The following is a 12,303-nucleotide window of genomic DNA, read 5'->3' on the forward strand; positions in this document are numbered from 1 at the left end:
CGTCGGCGGGACGTCGCTCTGCTGGTTCATCAGATAGGACATCGCCCGACCTGATGAAACCGGCTTATGGCATATTTTTTCTGCTAAAATTCGCCCACCGCAGAAAAAAATCCATATTGGCAAGCCAGTGCAATAATGCGAAACGATCCGATAGGCTTTTTGGCACAGCCTCGCATAGCGTGAATGCGGTTCTCCGGATCATAAAAGACGGACCTGTTGCATGCTCAATACGATCGAGCCCCCCGGCGAGGCAATACGCTCGGCGCCGGACCGGAACGCGTATAAAGACGCGATGTTCCACTCTAACCGCGTAAAGCGGCTCAGGGTGCTGCTGCCGCTTGCCGCCATCATCATCTCGCTCCTCTTTATTGCCGTCTCCGTCATCCGCGCCTATCTGCCGGCAAACATCCAGATCGAAGGCGCCAAGATCGAGGATGGCAAGGTCGTCATGGAACGCCCGGCCATTGCCGGCCGCAACAAGGATGGCATCAACTACTCGCTGCTTGCCGAAAAGGCGCTGCAGGATATCAAAAACCCCAATATGATCACGCTCAAGACCATCAAGGCATCGATGCCGGTCAATACGGATGTGATCGCCCACGTTACGGCCAGGAGCGCGGATTTCGACCGCCAGGCCGACACGCTGAAGCTGACCGAGCCCTTCACCATCATTATGGACAACGGCCTGCACGCCGAATTCAAGACCGCGTTCCTGGATGTGAAGAAGGGCGACCTTTCCAGCCAGGACGAGGTTGCGATCACCCGCGGTGGTATGTCGGTTGTTGCGCGTTCGCTCAAGATGACGGATAAGGGAAGCGTAATCGAATTCGACGGGCAGGTTCGGATGAACATCGAACCTGCCGCTCTCCATAATTCAGATAGCCAACAGAAGCCGGGCGGTTCATGATAAAGTATTGGCCTAATTCAATTTTCAATTCCGGCCTGCGCAAGGCGGGCCTTCTCTGTGCTTTTGGCGCAGTCGCCTTCTTCGCCGCAGCTGAGGCCGGCGCGCAGTCGACGACCAGCTCGATGCCGGGTCTTGCCCTCTCCAAGGATCAGCCGATCCAGATCGAAAGCGACAAGCTCGAGATCCACGACCAGGAGAGCCAGGCCGTGTTCACCGGCAACGTCAAGGTGGTCCAGGGCACCACGACCATGCAGGCCGGCAAGATGACGGTCTTCTACAAGAAGAAGCAACCGGGCGATGCCAATGCCAAGCCGGCGGAAGAAAATCCCGTTGCCAAGGCCGCCAAGGAGCAGAACCAGTCCCTCGTTTCCGGCGATGCCAACATCGACCACATCCTGGTAACCGACAAGGTCTACCTCGTTTCGGGCACGCAGACGGCGACGGCCGAGGACGGTTCCTTCGACATGGCCAACCAGCTTGCGGTCCTCAAGGGCAAGAAGGTGGTTCTGACTGACGGACCGAACGTTTTCACCGGCTGCCAGCTCACCGTGCATATGGCAACGGGTGAAGCGCAGCTGGATTCCTGTGGCGGCCGCGTCCAGATTCAGCTCGATCCGAAGTCGCAGCAAGTGCAGCAACAACAACAAAAGAAAAACTGATACCGGCCCCCTCGTGACGACATCGACCACTTCCACCTTGCCCGGCGTGCCCGGGCCGTCTTCCGCGGCATCCAGCGCACCGGCCGCGGACAAGGCACGCTATAAGGGCACGCTGATTGCCCGTGGCCTCACCAAGACCTATGGCAGGCGACGAGTCGTCAACGGCGTCTCGCTGGTGGTGCGCCGCGGCGAGGCAGTCGGCCTGCTCGGGCCGAATGGCGCCGGCAAGACGACCTGTTTCTACATGATCACCGGACTGGTGCCGGTCGATGAAGGTACGATCGAGATCGACGGCAACAATGTTACCTCGATGCCGATGTATCGCCGCGCGCGGCTTGGCGTCGGCTACCTGCCGCAGGAAGCTTCGATCTTCCGCGGACTGACCGTCGAAGAAAACATCCGCGCCGTGCTCGAGGTCCATGAAAGGGACAAGACGAAACGGGAGCGCAAGATCGACGAATTGCTGGAGGAATTCCACATTCGCAATCTGCGTACCGTGCCGGCGATCGCTCTTTCGGGCGGCGAACGGCGCCGCCTCGAAATCGCCCGTGCACTGGCGACCGACCCGACCTTCATGCTGCTTGACGAGCCTTTTGCCGGCGTCGACCCGATTTCGGTCGCCGACATTCAGAACCTCGTGCATCACCTGACGGCACGCGGCATCGGCGTGTTGATCACGGACCACAATGTGCGCGAAACGCTCGGCCTGATCGACCGCGCCTATATCATCCATGCCGGCGAAGTCCTGACCCACGGCCGGGCAAACGATATCGTCAGCAATCCTGAAGTACGCAAGCTGTATCTGGGTGACAATTTCAGCCTCTGATAGGCTGAAATTCCATCCTCTCATCCGCCAATATTAGCGGATGCTACCGCGTGCCGGAAATTTACTTCGGCTTCACAGTTCCGCTTGACCAAATCCAATAAAAAAGCAATTTTTGGGCCAGTTGGAATTTCGCGAGAATTTTAGTGACAAAGGCGCGGATTCCCGAGGAGTTCAAGGGGAGTCCCGCGTCCGCCATGGCATTATCGGCCAATCTTTTCCTGCGCCAAAGCCAGAGCCTGGTGATGACACCGCAACTGATGCAATCCATCCAGTTGCTGCAGATGACCCATTTCGAGCTTACCCAATTCATCGCCCAGGAAGTCGAGAAGAATCCGCTGCTGGAATTTGCGTCAAATGACGAGGATATAGGCAGCGGCGGCGATCGCGACGCGAAGGACGATCGCTTTGAGATCACGGAAGAGGCCTATGGCGAGGATGGCGCCGAGCGCGGTTCAGGCGAGCTTGCAAGCGATTGGTACGAGAGCGACAATACCGGCAATACCGACCGGCTGAGCGCCGAGCTCGATACCAACTTCAACGACGTCTTTCCCGATGACGGCAACCCGCAGCGTGCCGATGCGCCGGAGCTGCTCAGCCAGTGGAAGTCCATGCCCGGCGGCGAGGCCGGCGAAGGCTACGATCTGGACGATTTCGTCGCCGGTCAGGTGTCGCTGCGCGACCATCTCAACGGACAGATCCCGTTCTCGCTTCCCGCGATCGGCGACCGGCTGATTGCCCAGCACCTCGTCGATCAGCTCGACGACTGTGGCTATCTGCGCGGCGAGCTCGGTGAGACGGCCGAACGCCTCGGTGCGACGCTTGCCGACATCGAGCGCGTGCTGGAGGCCCTGCAGCAACTCGATCCGCCCGGCGTCTTTGCCCGTTCTCTCAGCGAATGCCTGGCGATCCAGCTCCGGCAGAAGGATCGCTTCGATCCCGCCATGGAGCGGCTGATCGAAAATCTCGAGCTGCTCGCTCGGCGCGATTTTGCCACGCTGAAACGGCTCTGCGGCGTCGATGAGGAAGACCTGCTCGACATGATGGCGGAAATCCGCCAGCTCAATCCGAAGCCCGGCAGCGGCTTCGAGACCGACATATCGGAAGCGATCATGCCCGATATCGTCGTGCGCCCCTCCGCAGACGGGAGCTGGCTGGTGGAGCTCAATCCCGATGCGCTGCCGCGGGTATTGGTGAGCCAGTCCTATTTCGCCTCCGTCTCCAAGACCAGCCAAGACCACGCCTTCCTGTCGGAATGCCTGCAGAACGCCAATTGGCTGACCCGCAGTCTGGACCAGCGCGCCAAGACGATCATGAAAGTGGCAAGCGAGATCGTGCGGCAACAGGATGCGTTCCTGCTGCATGGCGTCGACCATCTGCGGCCGCTCAACCTGAAAACTGTGGCGGACGCCATCAAGATGCATGAGTCGACGGTCAGCCGTGTGACATCGAACAAATACATGTTGACGCCGCGCGGGCTGTTCGAGCTCAAATATTTCTTCACGGTTTCGATCGGCGCGGTCGAGGGCGGAGACAGCCACTCCGCGGAAGCCGTGCGCCACAAGATCCGCCTGCTGATCTCGAACGAGAGTCCGGATGCGGTTCTGTCCGACGACGATATCGTCGATACGCTGAAGAAGGGCGGGATAGAGCTTGCTCGCCGCACGGTTGCAAAGTACCGCGAAGCCATGAACATTCCCTCCTCCGTGCAACGGCGCCGGGAAAAGCGGGCGTTGGCCAAAGTCTCTGGTTTCTGATGGCTGACGCCCTTCAACCACAGGCTGCTGAACTCCTAACGGCCGGTTAAGACGCAGTTGACTTTCCCATGTGGCAAGGCTAGAAGCCCGCCGCAATCGCTGCAGGACAGCACGACCATGAAACTTATCCCCACCATCCAAAAGGCGGTCGATATACGCAATTTGCCTTTGACTGCGTGAAGTGCTTGGATGAGCTTGAGGCTTGGCGTAAACTGATACGCGCAATAACCACTACAAGAAGGGAAACTCCATGAGTGTGCGTGTCTCCGGTAAACATATGGAAATTGGTGACTCCTTCCGCCAGCGGATAGAAGACCAGATCGGTATGGCCGTGACCAAGTACTTCGACGGGGGGTATTCAGGTCAGGTAACTGTACACAAGTCCAGTTCGCGCTTCGCGGCCGATTGCAAGCTTCACCTCGATAGCGGCGTCGTGTTGCATGCTGCCGGCGAAGCCATGGACCCGCAGCTTGCTTTCGATGCAGCATCCGAGCGCATCGAAAAGCGCCTGCGCCGCTACAAGCGCAAACTCAAGGACCATCAGGCCGGCAACCACGTCAACGGACAGGCAGAAGTCGCCTATACCGTCATGGACGGCGTTCCGGATGACGACGAGGAGATTCCTGCCGATTTCGCGCCGGCGATCGTCGCAGAGAGCACGAAGCAATTGAAGACCATGTCGGTGGCGACTGCCGTGATGGCGCTCGACATGACCGACGAGCCGCTACTGCTGTTCCGCAGCCCCGGCAACGAACACTTGAACATCGTCTACCGCCGACAGGACGGTAACATTGGCTGGATCGACGCGGCCAATATCAAAGGCTGAGAATAGAAGATAAGCGGCGGCTGCGCATCATCGCAGCTGGCCGCCGCTTGCCCGTCATCGGCTCTCGGCGACACGAAGGATAAAGAGAATGGCATTGGCAGATTTGCTACAGCAAGATGCGATCATCCCCGCCTTGAAGGCAAATTCCAAAAAACAACTGCTTCAGGAGTTGGCCGCCAAAGCCTCCAAGCTGACCGGACTGCCCGAGCGTGAAATCTTCGACGTCGTGCTGCAGCGAGAGCGCCTGGGCTCCACCGGCGTCGGCAACGGCATCGCCATTCCGCACGGCAAGCTTGCCAGCATCAAGTCCATTGCCGGCATTTTCGCGCGCCTTGAAGCGCCTGTCGATTTCGAGGCGCTGGACGACCAGCCCGTCGACCTCGTCTTTCTGCTGCTCGCGCCGGAAGGCGCAGGCGCCGACCACTTGAAGGCACTCTCCCGCATCGCCCGCGTTTTGCGAGACCAGGATCTGGTCGCGAAGCTGCGCGCCACCGATTCCGCCTCCGCCATTTACGCATTCCTCAACGAAGAGCAGGCATCGAACGCCGCTTAAGGTGCGTCGTTGTCGCAAGACCGCTGCCCACTTTTGCGCGACATGCTTTGACGGATTGGATTGCATCGGACCAAGGCAAAAATAAGAGCCGGATGATCTGAAATCATCCGGCTCTTTTCTTTTGCCATCGCCTGAAAAGGATCAGGCGTCTTTTTCATCCAGCGGGCTGTTGGCACCCTGCTCGGCATTTTCCACGATCTTCGGGCCGCCCTTGGCGACACCGACCATGGCCGGACGCAGAACGCGATCGCCAATGGCGAAACCGGCCTGGACGACCTGGACCACCGTGTTGTTCGGCACCTCGGGATTGGGCACTTCGAACATAGCCTGATGGAAATTGGGATCGAACTTCTGTCCGACCGGTTCGAGCTGGCGTACGCCGTGACGCTCGAGAGCCGACAGCATGGAACGCTCGGTCATCTCGACACCTTCGATCAGCGTCTTCAGGCCGGCATCGGCGCCGGCGCGCGCTTCAGCCGGGATGGCATCCAGCGTGCGGCGCAGATTATCTGCCACCGAAAGCATGTCGCGGGCAAAGCTTGCCACGGAATAGGACTTTGCATCCTTCACATCGCGCTCGGTGCGGCGACGGAGGTTGTCCATCTCGGCAGCGAGGCGCAAGTAGCGATCGCGCAGTTCGCCGTTCTCGGCCTTCAGCAGCTCAACCGGATCTGGCTGAAACGGTTCTGCCGCATCGACGGTTTCCGCTGCGTTTTGCGCGAAATCCGCTGACGTGTCAGCCGCCGTGGCGTCAGGTCCGGTTTTTGTCGTTTCGTCGGTCATGACGGTCTCCGAATTGCTTGGTCTTTGGATGTGCCCGATATCGAGGTTTGGTTGGAAAAAATCAAGGCTTTGTCGAGAAGAACAGCCAATTCGCGGCTTTGCGGCGATGGCAATACACCACCCCGCTCCTGGCTACCATTCGCGACGTCGACTGTTCAGCCCTCCTCCCCGGTGGTATGCTGAAGTGCATCTCAGCACAGCGTGGGGTGACATCAATGTCTAATGGCAAATCCCTTTCAGGCAAGTGTTTCTGTGGCGCAGTGGAAATTGCAGTCGACGGCGAGCCAATGGCGATGGGTTACTGTCATTGCGATTCCTGCCGCGAATGGTCGGCGGGACCGGTCAATGCCTTCTCGCTCTGGCCGCCGGAAGCCGTTCAAGTCACCAAGGGCACGGACAAGATCGGCAGCTACCAAAAGACCGAGAAGAGCGTGCGCAAATGGTGCACGGTCTGCGGCGGTCATCTGCTGACCGAGCATCCGCTGTGGGGCGTGACCGATGTCTATGCCGCCGTCCTGCCCGGCCTCGATTTCCAGCCGGCGCTGCACGTCAACTATGAAACGACAGTGCTGCACCTGAGCGACGGGCTGCCGAAGCAGAAGGATCTCCCGGCGGAAATGGGCGGATCGGGGATGCTGCTTCCCGATTGACCGTCGCCCGTCAGATCCGTCTCGTCAGATCCCCGGCCGGGTCAGCCGCGAAATCAGCTGGGCCGTATAGTCGACCATGGGCACGATGCGGGCATAATTCAGCCGCGTCGGGCCGATGACGCCGACAGCACCGACGATGCGATCGTCCTCGTCGCGATAGGGCGCGACGATCAGCGACGAGCCGGACAGCGAGAAGAGCTTGTTTTCCGAGCCGATGAAGATGCGCACGCCCGGGCCGCTTTCGGCGAGATTGAGGATCTCGATCAGGCTGTCCTTCTTCTCCAGATCGTCGAAAAGCAGGCGCAGGCGATCCAGATCCTCCACACCGCCGATTTCGGCGAGCAAATTGGAGTGGCCGCGCACGATGAGCTGCGTTGGCTTGCCGTCATCATCGCCGCCGGACCAGACGGCAATGCCACGCTCGACCAGCTGATGGGAGAGGCTATCCAGCTCCTGACGCACGCTCTCCTTGAGACTTTGCAACTGCCGCCGCAATTCCGGCATTGTCTGGCCGGTCATGTGGGCATTGAGAAAATTGGCTGCTTCCGTCAGTTGCGACGATGTGGTGCCGGCCGGTAGTTCGATGATGCGGTTTTCCACCTGATCGTGATCGCCGACGAGCACGGCAAGCGCCTTGGTCGGTTCCAGCCGGATGAACTCCACATGCTTGAGCACCGGATCGCTCTTCGAGGTGATGACCAAGCCGGCACCGCGTGAAATGCCCGAAAGCACCCGGCTTGCCTCCGACATCATCGATTCCACTGGCTGGTCGCGATTGCTGCCGCGCACCTGCCGATCGATATTGGCGCGGTCTTCGGCAGAGAGATCGCCGACCTGCATGAAGGCATCGACGAAGAAGCGCAGGCCCACCTGGGTCGGCAATCGGCCGGCACTCACATGCGGCGAGTAGATGAGCCCCAGCTCTTCCAGATCGCTCATGACATTGCGCACCGAGGCCGGCGACAAGGACATCGGCAACAGGCGTGAAAGATTGCGCGAACCCAATGGCTCGCCATTTTCCAGATAGCCTTCGACGATGCGGCGGAAGATTTCCTTGGAGCGTTCGTCCAGTGCAGCAATGACATCCGAGACCGACGATGTCGTGAATACCATTTCGCTGTCAGATCCATTCCGTTGAGCCTTAGCCAAAATATAATCATTCAGTTAGCAATGGCAAAAGGGAAAAATGTCGCCATGGCTGCCGAGGGGCTTTCCAGCCTGCTTTTCCTTTGCAAAAGCGGCCTGTGGGTCGTAGAAGCGGTCAACGAACTTTCAGGAGAGTGGAATGCGGCCTTCAGGCAGAAAAACCGACCAGATGCGCAAGGTATCGTTCGAGCGCAATTTTTCCAAGCATGCGGAAGGCTCCTGCCTGGTGAAATTCGGCGATACGCATGTGCTCTGCACGGCAAGCCTGGAAGACAAGACGCCGCCATGGCTGCGCAACAGCGGCAAGGGCTGGGTCACGGCCGAATACGGCATGCTGCCGCGCGCGACGGGCGAGCGCATGAAGCGCGAGGCAGCCGCCGGCAAGCAGGGCGGTCGCACGCAGGAAATCCAGCGCCTCATCGGCCGGTCGCTGCGCGCCGTCGTCGACCTCAAGGAACTGGGCGAGCGCCAGATCACGGTCGATTGCGACGTCATCCAGGCAGATGGCGGCACGCGCACGGCCTCGATCACCGGCGGCTGGATTGCGCTTTACGACTGCCTGAAGTGGATGGAAAGCCGCAACATGGTGAAGGTCGAGCGTGTGCTGAAGGATCACATCGCCGCCATCTCCTGCGGCATCTTCGCCAACCAGCCCGTCATCGACCTCGACTATCTCGAGGATTCCTCGGCCGAAACCGACGCCAATTTCGTCATGACGGGCAAGGGCGGCATCGTCGAGATCCAGGGAACGGCTGAAGGCGCACCCTTTAGCGAAGAGGAATTCGCCACGCTGATGCATCTGGCCAAGAACGGCATCGCCGAGCTGGTGGAGCTGCAGAAGCAGGCCATCGCCTGAGGATATTTTGAATGGCTGATCCGGCCCTCGCAGGCGTCCTTGAAACCGCACTCTATGCGGACGATCTCGATGCGGCCGAGGCTTTCTATGGTGACGTACTCGGACTGCAGAAGATTTCGCGGGGCGGCAATCGCCACGTCTTTTATCGTTGCGGGCCGGGCGTGCTCTTGATCTTCAACAGCGGGGAAACGGTGAAGCCGCACGAACCGGGTGCCTTGCCCGTGCCGCCGCATGGCACGAAGGGGCATGGTCACGTGTGCTTCCGCGTCGATGGCAACGAGATCGAGGCCATGGCGCAGAAGCTGAAGGCTGCCGGTGTCGATATCGAAGCCGATTTTCACTGGCCGAATGGCGGCCGATCGATCTATTTCCGCGATCCGGCCGGCAACAGCCTGGAATGCGCCGAGCCCCGCATCTGGGGCCTTTGACAGGACAAGACATGCGCAAGCTCGATACCAAGACCATCGTCGTCGCCAGCCATAATGCCGGCAAGATCCAGGAAATTCGCGATCTCATCGGCCCTCTCGGCTTTGCCGCCAAGTCCGCTGCCGATCTCAACTTCATCGAGCCGGACGAGACGGGCACGACTTTCGAGGAAAATGCGACGATCAAGGCGCTTGCCTCTGCGAATGCTTCCGGCCTGCCGGCGCTCTCCGACGATTCCGGCCTGGTGATCGATGCGCTTGGCGGCGATCCCGGCGTCTATACCGCCAACTGGGCCGAAACGGCTGATGGCACGCGCGACTTCGCCATGGCAATGCAGAAGGTTGAGACCGCGCTTGAGAAGGCTGGCGCCGCCTCACCGGAGAGCCGCACGGCCCGCTTCGTCAGCGTACTCTGCCTTGCCTGGCCGGATGGACATACCGAGCTTTTCCGCGGCGAAGTCGAAGGCACCGTCGTCTGGCCGCCGCGCGGCACCCAGGGCTTCGGCTACGATCCGGTCTTCCAGCCGCAGGGATACGAGACCACGTTCGGCGAAATGAGCGCCGAGCAGAAGCATGGCTGGAAGCCGGGCGATGAGCAGGCGCTCTCGCATCGTGCCCGCGCCTTCAAGATCTTTGTCGAAACCTGCCTGGAGGCGCAAGCTTAGTTCGTGGAAATCGTGGATACCGAGGATCTGATGCGCGGAGCGCAATTGCTGCCCGATACCGGCGAACCCGGTTTCGGCGTGTATGTGCATTGGCCCTTCTGCGCGGCCAAGTGTCCCTATTGCGATTTCAACAGCCATGTCCGCCATCAGCCTGTCGATCAGGAGCGTTTCGCCGCTGCCTTTCTGAAGGAAATGGCGACGATGCGGATGATCAGCGGTCCGAAGACGGTGACCAGCGTCTTCCTCGGCGGCGGCACGCCTTCGCTGATGAAGCCAGAGACGGTGGGTGCGATCCTCGACGGCATCGCCAGGACCTGGCACATGCCTGACGGCATCGAAATCACAATGGAGGCCAATCCCTCCAGCGTCGAGGCGGAACGCTTTCGCGGCTATCGCGCGGCTGGGGTCAACCGCGTCTCGATGGGCGTGCAGGCGCTGAACGACCGCGACCTGAAGTTCCTCGGCCGCCTGCACGATGTCGCCGATGCGCTGAAGGCGATCAGGCTGGCGCGCGAAATCTTTCCGCGCATGTCCTTCGATCTCATCTATGCCCGGCCGAACCAGACGGTCGAGGAATGGGAGCGCGAGCTGAAGGAGGCGATCTCCTATGCGGTCGATCATCTCTCGCTCTATCAATTGACCATCGAGGAAGGCACGCCTTTCTACGGCCTGCACAAGGCCGGCAAGCTGATTGTGCCCGACGGCGACCAGTCGGCGCTGCTCTATGAAGCGACGCAGGAGATTACCGAGCGCGAGGGCATGCCAGCCTACGAGGTTTCCAACCACGCCCGTCCCGGCGCCGAAAGCCGTCATAACCTCACCTACTGGCGTTACGGCGACTATGCCGGCATCGGCCCCGGCGCCCACGGCCGCCTGACCCGTGGACCGCAAAAGCTGGCAACCGCCACCGAGCGCAAACCGGAAAGCTGGCTCGAGATGGTCGAGCGCGATGGTCACGGCATGGTCGACCAGGAAATGCTTGGGTTCGATGAGCAGGCCGACGAATTGCTGCTGATGGGACTGCGGCTGCGCGAAGGCGTCGATCTCGCCCGCTGGCAGCAGCTTTCCGGCCGTGACCCCGATCCGCAGCGCGAGGCATTTTTACTGGAACACGGTTTCATAGAGCGGATCGGCAATTCCCGCCTGCGCTGCACGCCGGCGGGAATGCTGGTTCTCGATTCGGTCGTCGCCGATCTCGCCTGCTGACTACGTCCCCCTTGAGGGTGTCTCAGCTCTTACCGAGATCACCCCACCCCGGCACTACGTGCCGACCCTCCCCCTCGAGGGGAGGGTGAAGAGACGTCCATCGATTGCCGCAAGGCCGACCGCGATTAGCGCCATGCCGATGAAATGCTTCGGCTGCAGGCTCTCGCCAAGGATGAGCGCACCCAGCAGGATCGCGCTGACGGGGATGAGGAAGGTCACCAGCATCAGGTTGGTGGCGCCGGCCGTCGCAAGGATGCGGAAAAACAGCACATAGGCGACAGCGGTCGACAGGATTGCCAGGCCGGCGAGCGCCAGCCAGGTCTCGGTCGACGGCATTGCCAGCGTCCAGGGGCGATCCGCGAAGAGCGCGATCGGCAGCAGCAGAATGGCCGAGCCGGTGACCTGACCGGCGGCAGGAATGATCGGTGCGAGCCCCATGCGGCGGAAACGCCGACCGAATATGCCGGCCAGCGAATAGCTGAAAGCGGCGCCCAGCACGGCAAGCTGTGCCAGCACGTTCGAACCGAGGCTTGCGAGCACCGATGGGCCGATCATCAGGGCCACGCCGGCAAAGCCGACGATGACGCCGATCAGGCGATTGCCTGTCATCTTCTCATCCTCGGTCAGGAAGTGGGCCACGACGACGGCAAAGAGCGGCGTGGTGGCGTTGAGGATCGAGGCGAGCCCACTCGCGATATGCGTCTGCCCCCAGACGATCAGCAGGAACGGAATGACATTGTTGAGGAAGCCCATGCCGAAGAAGGCGAGCCAGGTCTGACGATCTTTCGGCATGGCGTGCCCCGTTGCACGCACGATGACATGCAGCGCAATGGCGGCGATCGCGACACGCGCGGTGACGATGGTGAAGGGCGGAAGCTCGCGCACCAGAATGCCGTTGAACAAGAAGGAGCCGCCCCAAAGAATGGACAGAGCGACCAGCATGCCCCACTCGACTGCGCCCATGGATTTCTGTGACATGAGACCATCTCCAGCATCTTACTGATTGAGTTTTACTTACCTACTGCTTTGCCTGATATCATTGCCAAC

At 60.4% G+C, this 12,303-nt stretch carries 14 protein-coding genes; 11 read left to right on the forward strand and 3 right to left on the reverse strand.

Features of this window, described 5'->3' with window-relative positions:
- Positions 1–220: 220 nt before the first annotated feature.
- From lptC to ptsN, 6 genes are all read left to right on the forward strand, one after another.
- Entirely contained in the window at positions 221–907 is a 687-nt protein-coding gene (gene lptC / locus AC13Q5_RS22405) for an LPS export ABC transporter periplasmic protein LptC (RefSeq protein WP_075855426.1), read from the forward strand.
- Complete coding sequence (locus tag AC13Q5_RS22410; RefSeq protein ID WP_075855427.1) at positions 904–1,566, forward strand: LptA/OstA family protein; 663 nt, start codon at positions 904–906, stop codon at positions 1,564–1,566. Before lptC ends, AC13Q5_RS22410 begins: the two co-directional genes overlap by 4 nt.
- Before the next feature lie 37 nt (positions 1,567–1,603).
- Positions 1,604–2,392 (forward strand): LPS export ABC transporter ATP-binding protein, encoded by a 789-nt coding sequence (gene lptB, locus AC13Q5_RS22415; RefSeq protein WP_075855495.1) that lies wholly within the window; start codon positions 1,604–1,606, stop codon positions 2,390–2,392.
- A 194-nt stretch (positions 2,393–2,586) separates the two neighbouring features.
- Entirely contained in the window at positions 2,587–4,146 is a 1,560-nt protein-coding gene (gene rpoN, locus AC13Q5_RS22420; protein ID WP_457881087.1) for an RNA polymerase factor sigma-54, read from the forward strand.
- Between the two features lie 250 nt (positions 4,147–4,396).
- Positions 4,397–4,972, forward strand: a complete 576-nt coding sequence (gene hpf, locus AC13Q5_RS22425) for a ribosome hibernation-promoting factor, HPF/YfiA family (protein ID WP_075855429.1) — start codon at positions 4,397–4,399, stop codon at positions 4,970–4,972.
- Between the two features lie 88 nt (positions 4,973–5,060).
- Positions 5,061–5,525, forward strand: a complete 465-nt coding sequence (ptsN, locus tag AC13Q5_RS22430; protein ID WP_015338601.1) for a PTS IIA-like nitrogen regulatory protein PtsN — start codon at positions 5,061–5,063, stop codon at positions 5,523–5,525.
- Positions 5,526–5,666: 141 nt separating this feature from the next.
- Here the strand turns inward: ptsN and grpE are convergent, their stop codons facing one another.
- Positions 5,667–6,308, reverse strand: a complete 642-nt coding sequence (grpE, locus tag AC13Q5_RS22435; RefSeq protein WP_488503191.1) for a nucleotide exchange factor GrpE — start codon at positions 6,306–6,308, stop codon at positions 5,667–5,669.
- 215 nt (positions 6,309–6,523) lie between these two features.
- On the opposite strand from grpE, the gene AC13Q5_RS22440 reads away from it, so the two are divergent.
- Complete coding sequence (locus tag AC13Q5_RS22440) at positions 6,524–6,958, forward strand: GFA family protein (protein ID WP_457881086.1); 435 nt, start codon at positions 6,524–6,526, stop codon at positions 6,956–6,958.
- Between the two features lie 24 nt (positions 6,959–6,982).
- Here AC13Q5_RS22440 and hrcA read toward each other — a convergent pair whose 3' ends face one another.
- Complete coding sequence (hrcA, locus tag AC13Q5_RS22445; RefSeq protein WP_075855432.1) at positions 6,983–8,071, reverse strand: heat-inducible transcriptional repressor HrcA; 1,089 nt, start codon at positions 8,069–8,071, stop codon at positions 6,983–6,985.
- A gap of 172 nt (positions 8,072–8,243) precedes the next feature.
- Between hrcA and rph the strand changes: the two genes are divergently transcribed.
- From rph to hemW, 4 genes are read left to right on the forward strand one after another with little or no spacing between them, the layout of a single operon-like run.
- Entirely contained in the window at positions 8,244–8,960 is a 717-nt protein-coding gene (gene rph / locus AC13Q5_RS22450; RefSeq protein ID WP_075855433.1) for a ribonuclease PH, read from the forward strand.
- 11 nt (positions 8,961–8,971) lie between these two features.
- Positions 8,972–9,388: a VOC family protein gene (locus tag AC13Q5_RS22455; RefSeq protein WP_488503192.1), complete on the forward strand. Its 417-nt coding sequence runs from the start codon at positions 8,972–8,974 to the stop codon at positions 9,386–9,388.
- Positions 9,389–9,399: 11 nt separating this feature from the next.
- Positions 9,400–10,050: an RdgB/HAM1 family non-canonical purine NTP pyrophosphatase gene (rdgB, locus tag AC13Q5_RS22460; RefSeq protein WP_488503193.1), complete on the forward strand. Its 651-nt coding sequence runs from the start codon at positions 9,400–9,402 to the stop codon at positions 10,048–10,050.
- A gap of 30 nt (positions 10,051–10,080) precedes the next feature.
- Entirely contained in the window at positions 10,081–11,256 is a 1,176-nt protein-coding gene (gene hemW / locus AC13Q5_RS22465; RefSeq protein WP_488503291.1) for a radical SAM family heme chaperone HemW, read from the forward strand.
- 54 nt (positions 11,257–11,310) lie between these two features.
- Here the strand turns inward: hemW and AC13Q5_RS22470 are convergent, their stop codons facing one another.
- Positions 11,311–12,234: a DMT family transporter gene (locus AC13Q5_RS22470; protein WP_488503194.1), complete on the reverse strand. Its 924-nt coding sequence runs from the start codon at positions 12,232–12,234 to the stop codon at positions 11,311–11,313.
- Between the last annotated feature and the right edge of the window lie 69 nt (positions 12,235–12,303).

Source organism: Martinezella sp. CNPSo 3964, from assembly GCF_057784375.1.

What these genes read in the sequence shown, in the direction of transcription:
- lptC (WP_075855426.1), top strand. Translation starts at nt 221, where the DNA reads ATGCTCAATACGATCGAGCCCCCCGGCGAGGCAATACGCTCGGCGCCG.
- AC13Q5_RS22410 (WP_075855427.1), top strand. Translation starts at nt 904, where the DNA reads ATGATAAAGTATTGGCCTAATTCAATTTTCAATTCCGGCCTGCGCAAG.
- rpoN (WP_457881087.1), top strand. Translation starts at nt 2,587, where the DNA reads ATGGCATTATCGGCCAATCTTTTCCTGCGCCAAAGCCAGAGCCTGGTG.
- hpf (WP_075855429.1), top strand. Translation starts at nt 4,397, where the DNA reads ATGAGTGTGCGTGTCTCCGGTAAACATATGGAAATTGGTGACTCCTTC.
- ptsN (WP_015338601.1), top strand. Translation starts at nt 5,061, where the DNA reads ATGGCATTGGCAGATTTGCTACAGCAAGATGCGATCATCCCCGCCTTG.
- grpE (WP_488503191.1), bottom strand. Translation starts at nt 6,308, where the DNA reads ATGACCGACGAAACGACAAAAACCGGACCTGACGCCACGGCGGCTGAC.
- AC13Q5_RS22440 (WP_457881086.1), top strand. Translation starts at nt 6,524, where the DNA reads ATGTCTAATGGCAAATCCCTTTCAGGCAAGTGTTTCTGTGGCGCAGTG.
- hrcA (WP_075855432.1), bottom strand. Translation starts at nt 8,071, where the DNA reads ATGGTATTCACGACATCGTCGGTCTCGGATGTCATTGCTGCACTGGAC.
- rph (WP_075855433.1), top strand. Translation starts at nt 8,244, where the DNA reads ATGCGGCCTTCAGGCAGAAAAACCGACCAGATGCGCAAGGTATCGTTC.
- AC13Q5_RS22455 (WP_488503192.1), top strand. Translation starts at nt 8,972, where the DNA reads ATGGCTGATCCGGCCCTCGCAGGCGTCCTTGAAACCGCACTCTATGCG.
- rdgB (WP_488503193.1), top strand. Translation starts at nt 9,400, where the DNA reads ATGCGCAAGCTCGATACCAAGACCATCGTCGTCGCCAGCCATAATGCC.
- hemW (WP_488503291.1), top strand. Translation starts at nt 10,081, where the DNA reads ATGCGCGGAGCGCAATTGCTGCCCGATACCGGCGAACCCGGTTTCGGC.
- AC13Q5_RS22470 (WP_488503194.1), bottom strand. Translation starts at nt 12,234, where the DNA reads ATGTCACAGAAATCCATGGGCGCAGTCGAGTGGGGCATGCTGGTCGCT.